Source organism: Pseudarthrobacter sp. GA104, from assembly GCF_009741265.1.
Classification (GTDB): domain Bacteria; phylum Actinomycetota; class Actinomycetes; order Actinomycetales; family Micrococcaceae; genus Arthrobacter.
This window is the reverse complement of sequence record NZ_WOWL01000001.1, coordinates 970,472-989,153: the sequence shown is the minus strand read 5'-3', so window position 1 is coordinate 989,153 and position 18,682 is coordinate 970,472. Positions and strand designations below refer to the sequence as shown.

Genomic DNA, 18,682 nt, shown 5'->3' with positions numbered 1-18,682 from the left:
AGGCCCACGGCCGCCCGGCTGGGCCGGAAATGCGTGACTTTTGGGTTTCCCGTAGGCGGAGCCCGCGTGCTTTCGGGGCCTTGGCTCCTTGCAGCGCCCAAAAGTCACGCATTTGCGTCAGCGGGCGCGCTCTACATCCGCCGCGGCCTCTGACTGGCCTCGGGCAGTAAGCCCCGCAACTACGCCGTCCACGTCCGCTTCGGGCCGGTTCTGGCTCAGCTTGGCCTTGGCCTCAATCCGGGTGATGACCAGTTCGACGCCCACGATGGCCCGCAGTTGCCCGGCGATGTACCGGCCAGGCGCGTCATCCACGCTCCACGGGTGGTCAAAGCCGGCCTCGTGCACACCGGTGAGGCGCCGGACCTGCCGGTCCAGCCATGCAAGGTCGTCGTGGATCACCAGCCGTCCGTACACGTGCGCCGTGGTGTAGTTCCAGGTGGGCACAACGCGTCCGTGCTCGGCCTTGGACGCGTACCAGGACGGGGAAACGTAGGCGTCCGCACCCTGGATGATGGCCAGCGCGTCCCCGACGGCGGGTTGGGACCACTGCGTGTTGGTCCGCGCAACGTGCCCCTGCAGCGCGCCGTGCTCGCCGGCATCGGGATCGTAAACGAAGGGCAGGAGCGTGGCGATGAGGCCGTGCGGGGTCATGGTGATGAGGTTCGCTGCTCCCGGGCGGGTGAGGAGGTCCTGGACGGTGTCGGGGACCGCGGCAAAGTGGGCTGGAACGTACATGGCTAATCCTTTGCTGGCTGGAGGACGGGGCCGGGGAGGGCGGCAATGTGGGCGGCCGCGGGCCTGAGCCGGACCCGGACGGCGGCCCCGGCGCACAGGATGACCGCCAGCCCGCCGAGGACCGTGGACCATGTCAGGGCTTCGCCCAGCAGGAGCGCCGCCCAGCAGATGGTGAGCACGGGCTGGATGAGCTGGATCTGGCTGACACGGGCGATGGGGCCGATGGCCAGGCCCCGGTACCAGGCGAAGAAGCCCAGGAACATGCTCACCACGGCGAGGTACGCGAAGGCGGCCCACTGCGCCGGGGTTGCGGACGGCGGCTGCTGGATGGCGGAGACGGCGGCCAGGGCCAGCATCAGCGGCAAAGCGAGGACCAGCGCCCAGGAAATGGTCTGCCAGGATCCCAGTTCGCGGGCCAGCAGGCCGCCCTCTGCGTAGCCCACAGCCGCAGCCACCACCGAGCCGAGGAGCAACAGGTCCGTCCAGTGCAGGACACCCAGGCCGGCGGACTGCAGGGACGCGAAGGCGATGACCGCGAAGGCGCCGAGGCCGCTGACCAGCCAGAAAGCAAGCGGCGGGCGTTCCCGCCCGCGGATAACGGCGGCCGTGGCCGTTGCCGCAGGGAGGAGAGCGATGACCACGGCGCCGTGGCCTGCCGGGGTGCTGGTCAGGGCAAAGGAGGTCAGTAGCGGGAAGCCGATCACGACGCCGGCCGCAACCACCGCCAGGCGCGCCCACTGCGTCCCGCGGGGGAGCAGTTGCCGGCTAAGTGCCAGGGCGGACGCGGCCAGGACTCCCGCCACCACGGCCCGGCCGGAGCCTATGAACAGCGGGGACAGGCCGGCAACGGCAACCTTCGTGAACGGTACGGTGAACGAAAAGGCTGCCACGCCAACCAGGCCGAGCAGCAGTCCGGATGGCTGCGGGCTCAGTATCGCTGTGCCGGAAGAATGAGTAGCGCTACTATTGTCTTTCATGAACAACGATAGCAGTTCGCGGATAGCGGCGCACCTGAAATCCTGGCTGTCCGCAGCCGCGCCGGGAGCGAAACTGCCGTCCACCCGTTCCCTGGTGGCCGAGTACCAGGCCAGCCCGGTCACCGTTCAGAAGGCCCTGCAGACCCTCGCGGCGCAGGGCCTCATTGAGAGCCGCCCCGGTGTGGGGACGTTCGTGCGGGCTGCCCGGATGGCGCGCCCGTCCGACTACGGCTGGCAGACGGCGGCGCTCCGCTCGCCGCTGGTGGCGCTGCCGCCGGCCTCCTCCACCATGCGGGACGTGCCGCTCGGGGCCATCGCCTTCCACTCCGGCTATCCTGCCCGCGAGCTCCTCCCCGAGCGGCTGGTGCGGGCAGCCCTTACGCGTGCCTCCCGCGGTGACGCGGCACTGTCCAGGCCGCCCGCGGCCGGCCTGCCGGAGCTGCAGTCGTGGTTCGCCCACGAGCTCGGCGCGTCGACGCCGGCCGGAATTTCGCCGCCGAACCCAAGCGACGTCGTCGTACTCCCCGGGAGCCAGAGCGGGCTGAGCTCCGTCTTCAGCGCGCTGGTGGGCAGGGGGCAGCCGTTGCTGATGGAGTCGCCGTCCTACTGGGGCGCCATCCTCGCGGCCGCGCAGGCGGGCGTCCGCGTCGTCCCGGTGCCCAGCGGCCCGGAAGGGCCGGACGCCGGGGAGCTTGCCCGCGCCTTTGACGAGTCTGGCGCCCGGGTTTTCTACGCACAGCCCAACTATTCAAATCCCACCGGCGCGCAGTGGACTCCGGAACGGCGCGACGAGGTCCTGGACGTGGTCCGCGCGAAGGGCGCGTTCCTGGTGGAGGACGACTGGGCACACGACTTCGGCATCACCTCCAGCCCCGTGCCTGTGGCTTCCCGCGACGATTGCGGGCACGTCGTCTACCTGCGCTCGCTGACCAAGAGCGTGTCCACTTCCATCCGGGTGGCGGCCCTCATTGCCCGCGGGCCGGCGCGGGAGCGCATCCTTGCGGACCGTGCCGCCGAATCGATGTACGTCAGCGGACTGCTGCAGGCCGCAGCGCTCGACGTCGTCACGCAGCCAGGGTGGCAGACGCACCTGCGCAGCCTGCGCCACCAGCTTGAATCCCGCAGGGACCTGCTGGTCACCAGCGTGCGGGAGCACATCCCCCAGGCGCACCTTGAGCAGGTGCCGAGAGGCGGGCTTCACCTGTGGTTGCGGCTTCCGGACGGGACGGACCTGGCGCGCCTGACCCGGGACTGCGAAGCCGCAGGGGTCATCATTGCCCCTGGCGACGAGTGGTTCCCGGCTGAGCCTGCGGGTCCTTTCGTCCGGCTCAACTACTCCGGCACGAATCCGGGCGCCTTCCCGGAAGGCGCCCGGATCATTGGCCGGATGCTGGAGCTGAACCTGGCCTAGCAGTCAGCCGGCCAGTGCCGCGCAGACGTCGACGGCGGTTCCAGAGGTACTGACCAGGGTCCACACGCCGTTTGTTCCTACCGTGTAGACGATTTTGCCGACGTACTGGACAGTGGAAGGTCCCGCCGGCACATCGCCGGGGTACAGGATGAGGCCGTTGTGGCCCGTGGCTGTAACGGTGTAGCTGCCGTCCCGGTTAAAGACCGTTTGGGCTACTGAGCCATCAGTGCGGATGGAAATGGATTCGCCCTCGCCGGGGCCGGGTCCCAGGTTGGTGGAGGTGTTCACCGTGCCCTTACCGGCCGTCAGGACTCGAACAGGGTTTCCATTTTCGTCCTTGAACTCCTTGGTCGTGAGGTTGCCGCCAGACCATGCCCATTCAAGGCTGAAGTCACAGGCCTCACCGGCCAAAAACGTCATGGCGCCGTCTGCATGTGCGGATTGCGTCGACGCCACCAGGGCGCCGACTGCCAGGCTGGACGCGGCAAGGCTTCGAGCAATGCTGGTGGTTTTCATGGGATTTTCCTTTCAGGTGTACCGGATCGTGCAAGTACAGGCTGACTCCGGGCGCTTAAGGGAGCCTTAATCACGGCGCAAGCTATGGACCCTCCGCGTGCCCGGGAGCATGATGGGGTTGATGCAGTTCCCCAGGGGGCTCATCATGTGGCATGGCGGGCGCTAGGGGCCGCTGGTCGAGGAGTCCACAGGATCGGGAGTGTCCCGCTTCCGTGGCCGGTCAGTAGGGGGCTTGCCGATGAGCGCTTTGTGGATCAGGGCCCTGGGTCCGTTGCAGGTGATTGCCGACGGCGTCCAGGTTCCCGTCAGCAGCCGCAACCTGCGGATTGTCCTAGAATGCCTGGCACTGCGCGCAAACTCGGTAGTAGCAGCTGACTTTTTGGCTGAAGCGGTGTGGGAAGGCCATCCGCCGGCGCATCCCGGACCGCAACTCCAGGTCTACGTGGCGAACCTGAGGAACTTGCTGGAGCCTAACCGCCCCAAGGGGGTTGCCTCGCGCCGCCTGGCCAGCAGGCCCGGCGGCTACCTCCTGGCTGTTGCCGACGACGAACTCGACCTGCTGCAGTTCCGCGCGCACCTTGCCGCCGGCGAGCATGAGGTGGGAGCGGGACAACTTGCCGGCGGCGCGGTCCGCCTGCGCCAGGCCCTGGACCTGTTCGAGTGCCCTGCGTTTCCTGACCTGGCCGACATTGAGCTGCTGGTCCCGGACCTGGAAGAGGTGGAGGAGGCCCGGCTGGACACGTGCCAGGGCCTCTTCGACGTGGAACTGGCCCTGGGCCGGCATGCCAACGTGGTGGGGGAGCTCCAGCGGCTAGTATCGCAGCATCCGTTCCGGGAACGCCTGTGGGCGTCGCTGGTGCTCGCCTTGTACCGCTCCGACCGGCAGGCAGACGCCCTGGCCGCATGCCGGACGGCGCGGAAAACCTTTGCGGCGGAGCTGGGCATTGATCCCGGCGTGCGCCTGCAGGAGCTCGAATCCCAGGTGCTGCGGCAGGATGCCTCCCTTGCGCCGCCCACCGCCAACGAAAACCGCCGCACCAGGCAGCGCCTCGACAACCTGCCTGCCGCACTCACCCCCATGGTGGGCCGGGATGCTGAACTGGGGGAGGTTTGCTCGCTCTACCGCTCCGAGGGGTGCCGGCTTGTCACCGTCACGGGGGCGGGCGGGGCAGGGAAGACCCGCCTCGCCATGGCGGCTGCCAGCCGCCTGGGCGAGCACATGGCTGACGGCGCGGGCTGGGTCAACCTGTCCCCGCTCACCCAGGCTGAGCAGGTTCCGGGTGCCATCACGGCGGCACTCGGACTGGAGGCTCCAGCCGGCGAAGACCCGTTGAGAATCGCATCCCGGTTTCTCCAAGCCCGAACCCTGCTCCTGGTCCTGGACAACTTCGAGCATCTGGAAGGCGCATGGCCGGTGGTGCTGGACCTGCTCACCGCAGCTCCCGAACTCCGGATCCTTACCACCAGCCGGAGGCGGCTGGGGTTGCGTCCCGAGTACGAGTTTGAGCTTGAGCCGCTTGAACTGCCGCCCCTCGACCCGCCCCTGCCGCCGGCGCAGCTGCGGGAGGTGCCCGCTATGAAGCTGCTCCTGAGCCGGGGCAGGGCCGTCCGCCCGCATTTCACCGTGGATCCCGGAAACGCACTTGTGTTAACACGCCTGTGCCACCGGCTGGACGGCCTGCCCTTGGCCATCGAACTGGCGGCGGCCCAGCTGCGGCAGCTCAGCGAACACGATCTCCTCGCCGACCTGGAGGTCAGCCTGGCTGCGTTGCCGGCCAGTTTCCAGGACCTTCCGGACCGGCAGCGGACCCTCACAGCCACGATGGAGTGGAGTTATCAACTACTGGCGGATGCGGAACGCGTGCTTTTGTGCCAACTCGGAGTTTTCGCCAGCGATCCAACCCTGGCCGCGATCGACGCTGTGCGCGGCCCCGTCCCCTCCGATGCGCCATCCACGCAGGAACTGCTGTCCGCGCTCGCGGACCAGAGCCTGCTGCGGCGCTACACGGACCAGTCAGGACGGCGGCGTGTGTCCCTGCTGCAGTCCATCCGCGAGTTTGCCCGCGACCGGCTGGCGCTGCTTCCAGCAGAGCCTGAAGTGCGGCGCCGGCACGCCGAGCACTACGTTGCCTTGGCCGAGGCCGTATGCCCGCGGTTGTGGGGCCGGGACCAGGTGGACGCTTTCCGGACGCTGCACTCCGATGCGCTCGACCTCCGTGCGGCACTGCTGTGGGCGGCAGCACCGCATGGTTCAACGGAACTGGCCTTTCGCCTTGTGGGTCAGCTCTGGCACTACTGGGAGCTCACCGGAGACTTTGCCGAACAGCAGCGGACTGCAGTTGCGCTGGTAGAGGCAGTGCCGGATGCTCCACCGGAGCTTCGAGGCCCGGCACTAAGCGGGGCCGCTACCTTGAGCTGGGCTTTGGGATGCTATGCCAAGGCGGCCACCCTTCATGGCTTGGCGCTAAACGCGTTCCGCGAGACCGCAAACGCTTCTGCCAGCGCCTGGACGACCATGTGCCTTGCCGTTCAGTCTGCATACCTTGGAGACAGTGTCGCCGCAGAGCGGCTTGCTGCGGAAGCGTTGTCCTCTCCATCTGCCAGCCACCGCACCCGACTGTACGCACTAATTCTCCTGTCCCGCATGGCCTTCTACGCTGGCGAGCGGGCGCGGGCACTGGAGTTGTCCCGGCAGTGCGTAGAGCTCGGCCGGCCACTCAGTGACCGGTCGCTGCTGGGTGTGGTGCTCATCAATCTTGCGGACTGCAACGAACAGGAAGGCGACTACGAGGCAGCGGAACGGCTTCTGCTGGAGGCTGTCAACGCGTCGCTGGAACTTGGTGCCCACGGCAACCTCGTTGCATTTCTTGAATCATTGGCCGGAGTTTATGCCCGGCAGAACCGCCTGGAGTTCGCCATCAGGTTGCTTGCGGCAGCTGACGCTTACCGTACGGATCACGTACGGCCCCTGGACGCGGAGGAAGGGAAACGCGTAGCAGCCATCATTGCAAGAGTCCGGGCGGAAGCCGGCCCGATCCGCTTCGGCCTTGCCTGGGCTGGCGGAAGAAGCCTCACCATAACGCAGGCGGTCAACGAGGTGCTGCAGGGCGCGCGCCACACCGGAGTCCCACCGGGCGCTGCCCACCCAGCAGACCGGTATCCGTCAACCCCGGAGAGCGTCGTGGACCCGGCCCCGTGGTCCTGACTCATGGTCCTGGCGCCGGTGTCGTAACCAGTCGGGTCAGTCCTTCGTGTCCTCGGTGCCCTCTTCCTCCGCGTGTGCCGCCTTCTCCCGGGCCTCCTGCTGGTGCTGCTCAAGTTTCGCTTCGGCATCCCTGCGCCGGTAGCCGATGGACCGGGCCTGTTCAGGGGTGGGATGCCGGTGCTCCCGTTCCCAGGCGTGGTCGTTGACGCCGGTACCGGGGACTACCTCGTCATCAGGATTGTTGGCTTCTTCATCCATATTCAAACCCTTTCACAGTCCCGGTGCGGATAGTAGGGCCTACGCCCCGAGCCGCCCGTAGGTGCTGATCACGTTGCCTTTGCTGGTCCGGGACGCGTCCTGCAGTACCAGCCGGGTGGCGGGGTCGCCGTCCTGGAACAGGCGCCGGCCGGTTCCCGCGATCACCGGGTGGGTCATGAGGGTCAGCGAGTCCAGCAGCCCGGCGAACAGCAGCTGACGGGTCACCGAAATGCTGCCGCACACGGCTATCTCGCCGCCGTCGCGCTCCTTCAACCCCGCCACGAACTCCTCCAGCGGCGCGTCCATCAGCTGCGAGTTCTGCCATTCCAGCGGCGCCGCCAGCGTCCGGGACGCCACGAACTTCTCCACCGGGTTGATGAACGCGGCGAAGTCCTCGTCCACGGACGCGTTTGGCCAGTAGGCGGCCCACTCCTGGTAGCTGACCCGGCCCAGCACCACCGTGTCCACTGTTTCCATCATGGTGGTCAGGCCGGCTCCCAGCTCGTCGTCGAAGCTGTCGAACTGGAACTTGTACGGATCGGAGACCACCCCGTCCACTGAGTGGAACAAGCCGGCAGTGACTTTGCGCATGGGGACCTCCAGAGTGGCTTTCGAGTGGACAGGCACCACGCTAGTGCGCCCTCCCGCCACGCGGAAGATCCCTGCTGGAATGCACGACGCCGGCCGCTCCAGTTACGTTCGTCACTCGCCGCGGCGTCTTGCGCGGTTTCGCCGATTCCGGGCCCCATACTTGTGGTGAGCGGCCGTTGCCGCGCCCCCGGCCAGGCAGGAGGAAGTGCATGGAAACCCTGAAAAAAATCGTGACCAACCAGTATTTCCCGGCCGGTGCAGTCCTTACTGCCGTCCTGCTCTTCTGGGCCGTGGGACTCTTGGGCGGGCTGTCCCTCCTGAACAACAACCAGCCGCCGCTGACAACGCTCACCTGGATGCTGTTTGTCTACATGGCTGCGGTGCTCACCCCTCTCGCCGGCGCAGCGGCCGCCGTCGACCTGGTCCGGCGCTGGCGGCGCAACCGCACAACTGAAGCATCGGGCGCAGCTGAAGCATCGGGCGCCATTGAAGCTGCGCCGGCATCGGAGCCGGATGTTCCAGCCGAAGAAGGATCTGCCGCCCAGCCCGTGCCGGTTCAGGACCAGCCGGTTCAGGACCAGCCGGGACAGCAGCGCCCAATACAGCAGAAGCCGGTCCAGCAGAAGCCTGGCTCCAAGAAAGCTGCCTAGCCGGACTGCCGGGCCAGTTCCACCCGGTTACGCCCCCGGGCTTTGGCCGCATATAGGGCCGCATCGGCCTCGCCCAGGAGGGTAACCGCATCCACCCGGTGCTCTGCCGTGAACGCGGAGATCCCCGCACTGAGCCGCAGTTGGCCGGACGGATCGCCGGCGTGCTCGATCGCCAGGTTCCGAACAGCATCCAGTGCCCGCTCCATGAGTGCCTTCGCGCCGGATACCGACTGCTTGGGCAGGACCAGCAGGAACTCCTCCCCGCCGAAGCGGTACACGCCGTCGCTCTTGCGAACGGAGCCGAGCAGCGCTTCCGCCACCGCCCGCAGGGCCTGGTCTCCTGCAGGGTGGCCGTACAGGTCGTTATAGGTCTTGAAGTTGTCCACATCGCACATGGCCAGGCTGTACCTTTCCCCGTACCGAACGCTCCACTGGTGGAGCTGTTCCAGATCCTCCGAGAGCTTCAGCCGGTTGTGCAGGCCTGTCAGCGGATCTGTGCGCGCCTGCCGGGCAAGGACCCTGCGGTAATGCGCCAGGTCCGCATGGAGGGTGGTGACGCGCAGCGCCACCAGCAGCCGGGCCTGCAGCACAAAAGGGTCCAACGGCTTGGTGACGTAATCGTCTGCCCCGGCCTTGAGCCCGGCCAGGATGTCCTCGCGGGACCCCTGCGACGTCAGCAGGACGACGTAGGTGTAAAGGTCCTCCTCGCGCTCCCGGATGGCCCGGCACAAGGCCAACCCGTCCATTCCAGGCATCACCCTGTCCGTTACCACCACATCGGGTTGGTGCTCCAGGTACAGGGCCCAGGCCTGGTCGCCGTCGGCGGCTGCCAGGCAGTCATGCCCGGAACGCTCGACGGCGGCCCTTGCCACCATCAGCGATCCCGGATCGTCGTCAGCCACCAGCACCTTCACGTTGCCGCCTTCAACGCCGCGTCCAGTCCTGCGTCCAGCAGCCGCAGTTCCGCCTCGAGACGGCGGATCAGTACCGGGCCGTCTCCGTCCCTTCCGCTGCGACCTATCCGTTCGAGTTCTGCACAGGTCCCTGCTACTTGTGCCGCCCCGATATTGGCAGCCGCCCCCTTCAGCGCGTGAGCCGCACTGGCAAGTGCGGGCCCGTCGCCGTCGGTTACTGCTGCGTTCAGAGCCGCGAGGCGTCCGGGGACAGCCCGCCTGAACGCGGCCGCCGCCTCGGGCAGCAGGCCCAGGCCGTCGCCGGGCCCCAGGTCCCGCAGGATGGCAAGCCTGTCGTGGTCCAGGACCGGAGTGGCTTCGGGGGCGGCAGGAGCCCGGACCCCGGTGACGGCAAGCGGGTGCGGGGCAGGTTGGGGGACCGGCCTGGGCTCGGGTTCCGGAACCCAGCGTGCCAGCGTGGCTTCCAGCGCGGCGGCATCAACGGGCTTGGCGAGGTAGTCGTCCATGCCGGCTGCCAGGCAGCGTTCCCGGTCGCCGTCCAGCGCCCCCGCCGTCATGGCAATGATCGGCAGGCGGGTATGGGTGCCTGCCCTGCCGCGGATCTGCCGCGTTGCCTCGAAACCGTCCATCACCGGCATGTGGCAGTCCATCAGCACGGCTGAGTACCTGGAATCCGCCGTGGCGCTGAGGGCCTCGGCGCCGTTGGACACCACGTCCACGGCATAGCCGAGCCCGCTGACCGTTGCGCGGGCGACGAGCTGGTTCACCTCGTTGTCCTCCACCACCAGGATGCGTCCCTTCGACGGCCCGTCCGCCACCGGCGCCGGCTGTGCTGAACCGGCGGCCGGAACGGAAGGCTCGTGCGTGGACATCAGCCGGACCAGCCGGTTGTAGAACTCGGAGCTCCGGACCGGCTTCATGAGCCATTCGCGCACCCCGGCATCCGTGATCTCGGCCGCGTTGACCTGCATGGTGGACGTGAGCACAATCAACTCGATGTCCGCCAGTCCGGATTCGGCCTTCAGGCGCCGCGCCAGCGCCAGCCCGTCCATGCCCGGCATGCACAAGTCCAGGACCGCCAGATGGAACGGGTTCCCGGCGGTGTGCGCCTCGCGGGCACGCGCCAAGGCTGAGGCCGCGTCGGGGAATACTTCCGGTTGCAGCAGCCAGCCGCGCAACTGGGATTCGAGGACCAGCCTGTTGGTGGCGTTGTCATCCACCACCAAAACCCGAAGGCCGCTCAGGAAGCCGGCCGCCGGAACCGGGTCCGTGGACGGCGGCGCCACTGGCAAGGGCAGCCGGAACCGGAAGGTGCTGCCCTTCCCCGGAGCGCTCTCCACGGCAATCTCGCCATCCATCGCATCGGCCAGGCGGCGGCAGATGGCAAGGCCCAGTCCGGTACCGCCGTATCTCCGGGTGGTGGAGGCATCGGCCTGGGAGAACGACTGGAAAAGCCTGCGGTGCTGGGAAGGGTGGATCCCGATGCCGGTGTCACGCACTTCGAAGCACGCCATGGCGGTGCTTCCGGGTGCCGCTCCGGGGTTCTCCGTTGTGACTCTGATGGACACCTCGCCCGACGCCGTGAATTTCACCGCGTTGGAGGCAAGATTAAGGAGGACCTGCCGGATCCGGCCGGAGTCACCCACCAGCCGTACCGGGACGTCCGGCTCGCAGTAGGCGATCAGCTCCAGGCTCTTGGCCTGTGCCGGTTCCGCCAGGAGCCCGGCCACCTCCTCCACCAACGTGCGCGGATCAAAGGGACGCGACTCCAGGTCAACCTTGCCGGCCTCCAGCTTGGAGAAATCGAGGATGTCGTTGATCAGGGCCAGCAATGCCTCACCCGCGCTCTTGACGCCTTCCGCGTACTGCTTCTGGGTCTGGTCCAGCCGGGTCTCCAGCAACAGGGCTGTCAGGCCCACCACGCCGTTCATGGGGGTACGGATTTCATGGCTCATGGTGGCCAGGAACTCCGACTTCAGGCGGCTGGACTCCATCGCTGCCTCCCGGGCCGCTTCGAGCTCCTTTGTGCGGACGGCCACCTCGTCCTCCAGCCGCGTGGTGAGGGTGATGTTCTCAAAAATGATCAGCACCTGCCGGACCAGGACAAACACCAGCACGGCAGCGCCCACCACCAGCAGGAACGGCTCGAGTTCGTCAATGTGGGGCTCCGCGAACAGCACCACCGCCATGAGGAGCGGGACGTACGGCAGCAACTCCAGGGCGAGGGTGTAGCCAGTCCGGTCCGTCCCCGCGCTTTCCTCGTACGGTGCCAGCGGGGCAAGGGCAACCAGGAGGAAGGCGATGATCCATCCCAGGGCGAGGGGCGACCCGGTGGTGCCGGTAACGCCGTCGAACGTCATCCGCACGTAGATGCTGTCCGTCACGGCCAGTACCAGCAGGCCGCTCCCCAGGAACAGCCACGGCCGCCGCTCGCCCGGCTGGCGCCGCATGGCAAGGACCAGCACCAGGGACGTAATCACCAGGTCCGCCACGGGGTAGGCCATCCCGGTGAGCCGCGCCAGCGGATCGCCCTCGGCCTCGAAGGCCTGCCCCAGCACCATGTACCAGCTGACCACCAGGACGGAACCGGCAATGACCGCAGCGTCCATGACCGCCCGGTACAGCGCCACCGCGTGGTTGCCGCTGCGCCTCCTGAAGGCAAAAAGGGCCGCGACTGCGGGCACCGAGTAACCGATGAACAGGGCATCCGCCAGGGAGGGGAACGGATATACGTGGTTGTTCGCGAGGCCGTAGAAGGCGTAGAGGGCCATCCCGGCGGCCCACAAAAAGGCCGCGACAGCCATGAAGGTCCAGGCCCTGGCATTGACGCCCCCGCGCAGCGCGGCGCGGGTGCAGCTTGCTCCGGCAAGCAGGGAAGCTGCGAGGATCAGGAAGTCACCGGTCACGAGGGCGGCCGGAGATCCGCTGTTCACGGCAAGGAACAGCCCGAGCGCAGCCAAGGCTGCGGCCGTGCACAGCGCCGGCCATTTTAGCGGCGCCATGCTGCTGCCGCCGGCGGACCGCCGCTGCGGGAGACCAGTCTGAGACACGCGGAACCTCCCCCTGTGTGCGCCCGTACTCCGAAGGCCTTTACCCCTGAAAAAACCCTGACCGGAGCCCGCCCGAGACCTGGGTGGGAGACGCCCTCCCATGCTATCCCCTCAGGGCGGAAGGCGCTCCTGTCCGGGGCGGCGCTACCGCCCCTTGAGGGCATTGAGGGCTTCCTCCGCGTGCTGCAGCGCCTGCTCCAGCCGCGGGCCGGGCTGCGGCAGCGAGAACAGGTACCCCTGGAGCGTGTCGCATTCCAGTGCCGTGAGGTAGTCCGCCTGCGCTGCCGTTTCCACACCTTCCGCGGTGACAGTCAGGCCAAGGCTGTGGGCCATGTTGATCATGGAGCTGAGGATGGGAAGCCGCTCATTGCCGGTATGCACCATGGACACGAACGTCCTGTCGATCTTCACAGTGTCCACCGGCAGGTCCTGAAGCCTGCCCAGCGAGGAATAGCCGGTGCCGAAGTCGTCCAGGGCAACCCTGGCGCCCGCGTCCCGCAGGGTGCTGAGCTGTTTGATCAGGGTGCAGTCAGCGTCGAAGAACACGCTCTCGGTGACCTCCAGGACGAGCTGGTAGGCGGCAACGCCCTTGGCCTCCGCGAGCCCCAGGACCGTCTGCGCGAAACCCGGGTCCTGGAGCTGGACGCCGGAGACGTTCACGGCGAGCGACCGGGACGGGTCCCGGCTCAGCCAGGGTGCCAGCTCCGCCATGCCCCGTGCCATCACTTCGGCACCGATCTCGTTGATCAGTCCCGTGCGTTCCGCCAGCGGGATGAAGACCGACGGCGGGACGCGGGTGCCGTCGCAGTCCCACCTCGCCAGCGCCTCAAACGTGACCACCTGGTCCATGCGGTGGGAAACGATGGGCTGGAAATCCACCGAGATCTCGCTCCGGGCTACGGCGAGCTGCAGCCCGCCCTCCATGTAGGTCCTTTGCACCAGGGCCGTCATCATGTCCGGGTGGAAGCGCAGGAATCGGTTCTTGCCTGCGGCTTTCGCCGCGTACATGGCGATGTCGGCCTGGCGCAGGAGCTCGGAGGCGCCCACATTGTCCCGGGCCATTGAGGCGAGCCCCAGGCTGAGGCTGGGCCGCAGGACCGTGCCCTGGATGGTGACCGGGACGTTCAGGCACCGGACAATGCATTCGGCAATGGCATCGGCGTCCGGGCAGGCTGTCAGGAGGACCACGAATTCGTCACCGCCCAGCCGGGCTACGACGTCGGCAGTCGGGGCGCAGCCGCGGAGCCTGCGGGACACCTCGATGAGCATCTCATCGCCGGCCTGGTGCCCCAGGATGTCATTGACTTCCTTGAAGTCGTCCAGGTCCAGGAGCAGGACGTCCACTGTCTTCAGCCGGGGCTCCTCCACGGAACCGGCCAGTGCATCATTGAACACCGCCCTGTTGGCCAGTCCCGTGAGGGGGTCCTGGAACGCCATCGTGCGCAGTTTCTCGGCCTGGGCCGCCAGATCCACCATGGCCTGATGAGCCTGCTCCTGGGCCTTCCGCCGCGGCGTCACATCCCGGAAGCTCCACACCCGGCCGACCACGTCATTGCCCACCCGCTGGGGCCGCGAATACCGTTCGAAGGTCCGGCCGTCCGTCAGGTCCACCACATCATGGCTCTCCGCCGAAGGGCTGTCCGCCAGCTCTGCGAGCCGGGCAGTGAAGGCAACCGGATCCGCGATCTGGGCCATGACCAGCTCCATCACCGGTTCCTCGCTGTCGCCCGCCATAAGCTCCGGCGGGATACCCCACATGGAGAGGAACTGGTCGTTGAAACCGGCCACGTGGCCGGCGGAGCTCATCACCAGGATGCCGTCCGCGGTTGACTCCAGCGTGGCGGTCAGCAGGGACATCGCCTCCCGCAGGTCCGCATCCGCGTCCTGGCGGTGGGAAGTACCCCGGACGGACAGCAGCAGTAGCGGCACGGCGGGAACGACGTCGTCGGATCCCGGCACCAGGGAACCCGCTGCTTCAGCGGGGAACTCCGTTCCATCCCTGCGCACGCCGTAGATTTCGCGCGGCGGGAGGTGCTCCCGGGGCCCGGCAAGGAGCCTGGCGAGAAGCTGCGCCACCTCGCCGCGGAAGCCCTCGGCCAGGAGCGTCCGGTGGTCCCGCCCGGCCAGGTCCCCGCTGGCGTACCCGAACATCCTCCCGGCGGCGGCGTTGGCCATAGTGATGCTGCCGTCGGCCGCAATGGCCAGGAGAGCGTCCGGGCTGGCGTCCAGGACCGTGCCGAACATCAGTGCTGCCGGATTTTTTCTGTGGCTCCAGTCATCAGTCATTGCGCCACCCCCCTCGCACATCATAAAGCGCGGATGCTGAATTGGTGGCGGAACAGCAGGAATCGGTTACAGGCCGGCCGGCGCCCTGTGTGCGGCCCGGTTGCCGGGTTCCCCGGGAACGCAAATAGCGCCGCCCCCTCGGAGGGGCGGCGCTATTTTCTTGTTGAGGAATATGTGGGGTTGCTACACCCGGCGGCCGCTGCGGTTGGCAACCGCACCGTAAACCAGGAGCACGATGACTGAACCAAGAATTGCCAGCAGCCAGGTGCGGAGGTCGAAGAATTCAGCCAGTCCGCCGCCGAAAATCAGCGAGCCGATCCAGCCGCCCAAAAGGGCGCCGACAACGCCGAGGACCAGGGTGACCACCCAGCCTCCGCCTTGGCGGCCAGGCAAGATGGCCTTTGCGATGGCGCCGGCGATCAGGCCCAAAATGAGAAATCCGAGAATACCCATGTTGCCACTCCTTAATCGGTAAGTTGTGCCGGGCCCCCATTTCCGGTTCCATAATTCAATCAGTGTGCTTACTGCTCTGCAAGGGTTTGATTGTCACGGGATGACTGTCAGTTTTCCCGTATCGATAGGATTGGGTGACCCCGCCATCCACCAAGGAGTTCCCGCATGTGCAGCCAGCAGACCGTCCGGCCGCGTGCCGTGTTCCTCGATATCGACGGCACTTACGCAGACCATGGGCTCGCTCCGGACGCCCATGTGGAGGCAGTCCGCACCGCACGCCGGCTGGGACACCTCGTCTTTGTGTGCACCGGCCGGCCGCTGGCCATGGTCCCCGCCCACATCCTTGAAGCCGGTTTTGACGGGACCATCACCGGCGCCGGCGCCAGGGTGGAGCTGGACGGCCAGGTCCTCAAGGACACGCGCTTCGACCAGGACCTGGCCGGCCGCATCGTTGACGCCCTGGATGCCCATGACGTGGCCTACATCCTCGAAGCCCCGGAATCCCTTCACGGCCGCACGGGCGTGGACCGGCGGCTGAGGGAGGTGCTTGGGCCCATTTTTGCCGACCGCCCGCAGCATGACGGCGTCCTCGGGACCGATGTGGATCCCCTTGAGGACATCCTGGGACCCATGCAGTACAGCGACGACCTCCGCGCCGTCTCCTACGCCAAGATCTCCTGTTTCGATTCTGACGTGCCACTGAAGAAGCTGGTGGACCTGCTCGGTCCGCAGGTGGGGCTCATCCCCAGCTCCCTCTCCGCCCTGGGGGACCGTGCCGGGGAGATCTTCATGGCCGGGACCCACAAGGCGGTGGGCATCCAGGTGGTGGAGGAGCATCTGGGCCTTGACCGGGCGGACATCGTGGCTATCGGCGACAGCGCCAACGACATTGAAATGCTTGAATACGCCGGGGTGGGGATCGCCGTGGAAGGCGGGCACCCTGCCGTGCTGGCCGTTGCCGACCGGTTTACGGCCGGCCCGGCCGGCAACGGCGTGGCCCTCGCCTTCGCCGAGCTGGGCCTGCTGGACTAAACCCGGGGCAGGGCCCTCTCCACAGCCGGCACGTCGGCGCCCCTGGTGCCCAGGCCGCGCACCACCCAGCCGTGGGCCTGCCATTCCGCCGCGTCCAGCACGTTGCGCGCGTCCAGCACCACCCGCCGTCGTACGGCCGCACCCGCAGCCTCAGGGGACAGCCGCCGGTATTCATCCCACTCCGTGAGCAGCAGGACCAACTCGGCGCCTTCGAGCGCCCGCCCGGCGGCGGCCTCGAACCGCAGGCGCGGGTAGCGCCGCCAGGCGTGGTTCACCGCCTTGGGATCCGTGACCGTGACGTGCGCCCCGGCCGCGGCCAGCCGGTCGGCCACGTCCAGGGCGGGGGAGTCCCGGATGTCGTCGGTGTCCGGTTTGAAGGAAGCGCCCAGCACGGTGATGGAGCGGCCGGCAACGCTGCCGCCGCAGAGTTCGTCGGCCAGGCCGACCGTCCGTTCGCGCTGGCCCAGGTTGACCGAATCAACGAGGCGCATCCAGTCGTCCACGGCCGTGACCCCCAGGTCCGCGGCCTGCGCCCGGAAGCTGCGGATGTCTTTGGGCAGGCAGCCGCCCCCAAACCCGAGTCCGGCATGCAGGTACCGTCCGCCGATGCGCGGGTCCATCCCCATCGCCTCGCTGAGTTCCGCCACGTCCGCGCCCGAGGCGTCGCACAGTTCGGACACGGCATTGATGAAGCTGATTTTGGTGGCCAGGTAGGCGTTGGCGGCCGACTTGATGAGCTCTGCAGTGGCAAAGTTGCAGACCAGGCGGGGAATGCCTGCCCGGAGGAGCGGTTCGTAGACGGTGTCCAGGACCGCTGTCTCCCCGAGCGGCGCGCCGGTGCCGCTGTGAAAGGCGGCTGCGCGCCCGCCGTCGACCCCGTACACCAGCCGGTCCGGCACCAGCGAGTCCTTCACCGCGGTTCCCTGCCGGAGGAATTCCGGGTTCCAGGCGAGCAGCACGTCCGGCCGGGGGGCCAGCACCCCGCGGAGCATCTGCACCGTGCCCACGGGGACGGTGGATTTGCCGACGACGACGGCGCCCGCCGCCAGGTGCGGCAGCAGGGCTTCGGTGGCGGAGACCAGGAAGGTGAGGTCGGCGGCGTCGGACGTTTTGTCCTGCGGGGTGCCCACACACAGGAAGTGCACTTGCGCGTCCTTCGCAGCGGCGGCGCTGGTGGAAAAGGTGAGCCTGCCGGTTTGCCGGCCGTCCCGCAGCAGTTCGTCCAGGCCCGGTTCGTGGAAGGGGGCGGCACCGCGCGCCAGCTGCTCCACTTTGCCGGGATCGACGTCGATCCCCACCACGGTGTGGCCCATGGAAGCGAGGGTGGCGGCATGCACGGCGCCCAGGTAACCGCAGCCAATCACGGAAATTTTCACAATGCTGCTCCTTCAGTGCTGCCAGAGCCCAGGGAAACCGGGACTCCGGCAATGGCGTCTTCGTAGTGGCGCACCAGTTCGGCGCAGAGGGCAGGCCAGGTCCTGTCCTGCACGGAGGCATGCGCCGCGGCGGCGAACGCGCGGCGCTTGGCGTCGTCGCCCATCAGGTCGAGAACCTGGCTCCGCATGGCGGACAGGTCGCCGGGCTCGTAGAGCCAGCCCGTCCGCGAGTTCTCCACCAGGTCCAGCGGGCCCCCGCGGCCGGTGGCCACCACCGGCACGCCCGATGCCATCGCCTCCTGGATGGTCTGGCAGAAGGTCTCGAACTCACCCGGGTGGACGAAGAGGTCGAAGGACGCCACGGCGCGTGCCAATTCTTCGCCGCCCAGGAACCCGGTGAAGACCGCGTCCGGTAAGGCCTCCTCCAGCGCCGCACGCTGCGGTCCGTCGCCCACGATGACCAGCCTGGTGTTGGGGACGCCGGCCAGGGCAGCGAGGTCCTCCACCTGCTTCTCCATCGCGAGCCTGCCCACGTAGCCGATGATCCGCCTGCCGCCGGGAGCCACCCCGGCCCGCCACCCGTCGTCGCGCTTTTCCGGTGAAAACCTGGCAGTGTCCACCCCGCGCCGCCACATCCGCACCCGTGGAATGCCGCGGCCGCGCAACTGGTTCAGCGCGAACGTTGACGGCACCAGGGTGCGGGAGGCGAGCAAATGGATGTTCTCCACCCGGTTCCACGCCCAGTTTTCCAGGAACGGAACCCCGTACCTCCCCGCGTAGCTGGGAACCTCGGTCTGGTAGATCGCCACGGTGGGGATGCCCAGCTGGTGGGCGGCCTGGACGGCACGCCAGCCCAGGATGAACGGCGAAGCCAGGTGGACGACGTCCGGTGCGTAATCGGCAAGGATTCGCTTGACCCGGTACACACCGCCCATCGCCACCCGGACGTTTGTGTAGCCGGCCAGCGGAACCGCCGGCAGCCGGTGGATCTCTGCGCCCTTGACGTGGTCCGGCGCTTGGGCGTCCTGCGCAGAGGGTGCGATGACCAGGACGTCGTCGCCCCGGTCCTGGAGATGGTCCAGCACCCTCAGGATGGAATGGGTGACCCCGTTCATCAGCGGCAGGAATGATTCAGCAACAATTGCGATCCTCACCCCTCCACGATGGGCGGGGGGCTTGAAATGGCGGGGGAGAAAGCGTTACCCGCAGGAAAAGGCTGGGTGAACAG

General features: G+C 67.8%; 15 protein-coding genes. 4 read left to right on the top strand and 11 right to left on the bottom strand.

The window, feature by feature from the left end; translation table 11 throughout:
• Positions 1–117: 117 nt before the first annotated feature.
• Both GK109_RS04375 and GK109_RS04370 read right to left on the bottom strand, forming a co-directional pair.
• On the bottom strand, positions 118–735 hold the full coding sequence (locus GK109_RS04375) for an FMN-binding negative transcriptional regulator (protein ID WP_157238798.1): 618 nt from the start codon (positions 733–735) through the stop codon (positions 118–120).
• 2 nt (positions 736–737) lie between these two features.
• On the bottom strand, positions 738–1,712 hold the full coding sequence (locus tag GK109_RS04370; RefSeq protein ID WP_157238797.1) for a DMT family transporter: 975 nt from the start codon (positions 1,710–1,712) through the stop codon (positions 738–740).
• On the opposite strand from GK109_RS04370, the gene GK109_RS04365 reads away from it, so the two are divergent.
• Complete coding sequence (locus GK109_RS04365; RefSeq protein ID WP_157238796.1) at positions 1,711–3,123, top strand: PLP-dependent aminotransferase family protein; 1,413 nt, start codon at positions 1,711–1,713, stop codon at positions 3,121–3,123. The genes GK109_RS04370 and GK109_RS04365 overlap by 2 nt on opposite strands.
• Before the next feature lie 3 nt (positions 3,124–3,126).
• Here the strand turns inward: GK109_RS04365 and GK109_RS04360 are convergent, their stop codons facing one another.
• Positions 3,127–3,639, bottom strand: coding sequence for a hypothetical protein (locus GK109_RS04360; RefSeq protein WP_157238795.1), 513 nt, complete (start codon positions 3,637–3,639; stop codon positions 3,127–3,129).
• 238 nt (positions 3,640–3,877) lie between these two features.
• Here GK109_RS04360 and GK109_RS04355 point away from each other — a divergent pair, with 238 nt between their 5' ends.
• Complete coding sequence (locus GK109_RS04355; protein ID WP_157238794.1) at positions 3,878–6,844, top strand: BTAD domain-containing putative transcriptional regulator; 2,967 nt, start codon at positions 3,878–3,880, stop codon at positions 6,842–6,844.
• 36 nt (positions 6,845–6,880) lie between these two features.
• Here the strand turns inward: GK109_RS04355 and GK109_RS04350 are convergent, their stop codons facing one another.
• Both GK109_RS04350 and GK109_RS04345 read right to left on the bottom strand, forming a co-directional pair.
• Positions 6,881–7,102, bottom strand: coding sequence for a hypothetical protein (locus GK109_RS04350; protein ID WP_157238793.1), 222 nt, complete (start codon positions 7,100–7,102; stop codon positions 6,881–6,883).
• Between the two features lie 39 nt (positions 7,103–7,141).
• Complete coding sequence (locus GK109_RS04345; RefSeq protein WP_157238792.1) at positions 7,142–7,693, bottom strand: dihydrofolate reductase family protein; 552 nt, start codon at positions 7,691–7,693, stop codon at positions 7,142–7,144.
• A gap of 209 nt (positions 7,694–7,902) precedes the next feature.
• On the opposite strand from GK109_RS04345, the gene GK109_RS04340 reads away from it, so the two are divergent.
• Positions 7,903–8,343, top strand: a complete 441-nt coding sequence (locus GK109_RS04340; RefSeq protein WP_157238791.1) for a hypothetical protein — start codon at positions 7,903–7,905, stop codon at positions 8,341–8,343.
• On the opposite strand, the gene GK109_RS04335 is transcribed toward GK109_RS04340, so the two are convergent.
• From GK109_RS04335 to GK109_RS04320, 4 genes are all read right to left on the bottom strand, one after another.
• Complete coding sequence (locus tag GK109_RS04335) at positions 8,340–9,257, bottom strand: diguanylate cyclase (protein WP_321215669.1); 918 nt, start codon at positions 9,255–9,257, stop codon at positions 8,340–8,342. The genes GK109_RS04340 and GK109_RS04335 overlap by 4 nt on opposite strands.
• Positions 9,254–12,307 (bottom strand): response regulator, encoded by a 3,054-nt coding sequence (locus GK109_RS04330; RefSeq protein ID WP_370460396.1) that lies wholly within the window; start codon positions 12,305–12,307, stop codon positions 9,254–9,256. Before GK109_RS04330 ends, GK109_RS04335 begins: the two co-directional genes overlap by 4 nt.
• Positions 12,308–12,451: 144 nt before the next feature.
• The gene (locus GK109_RS04325; RefSeq protein WP_157238790.1) at positions 12,452–14,593 is read right to left on the bottom strand and encodes a bifunctional diguanylate cyclase/phosphodiesterase; all 2,142 of its coding nucleotides are present in this window, start codon (positions 14,591–14,593) and stop codon (positions 12,452–12,454) included.
• A gap of 183 nt (positions 14,594–14,776) precedes the next feature.
• Complete coding sequence (locus GK109_RS04320) at positions 14,777–15,046, bottom strand: GlsB/YeaQ/YmgE family stress response membrane protein (RefSeq protein WP_104997136.1); 270 nt, start codon at positions 15,044–15,046, stop codon at positions 14,777–14,779.
• Positions 15,047–15,211: 165 nt separating this feature from the next.
• Here GK109_RS04320 and GK109_RS04315 point away from each other — a divergent pair, with 165 nt between their 5' ends.
• Positions 15,212–16,078: an HAD family hydrolase gene (locus GK109_RS04315; protein ID WP_157238789.1), complete on the top strand. Its 867-nt coding sequence runs from the start codon at positions 15,212–15,214 to the stop codon at positions 16,076–16,078.
• Here GK109_RS04315 and GK109_RS04310 read toward each other — a convergent pair.
• A complete protein-coding gene (locus tag GK109_RS04310) occupies positions 16,075–17,454 on the bottom strand; it encodes a UDP-glucose/GDP-mannose dehydrogenase family protein (protein WP_370460395.1) in 1,380 nt (459 codons plus the stop codon). The two genes, GK109_RS04315 and GK109_RS04310, sit on opposite strands and share 4 nt — an antisense overlap.
• Entirely contained in the window at positions 17,451–18,608 is a 1,158-nt protein-coding gene (locus tag GK109_RS04305) for a glycosyltransferase family 1 protein (protein ID WP_321215674.1), read from the bottom strand. Before GK109_RS04305 ends, GK109_RS04310 begins: the two co-directional genes overlap by 4 nt.
• Between the last annotated feature and the right edge of the window lie 74 nt (positions 18,609–18,682).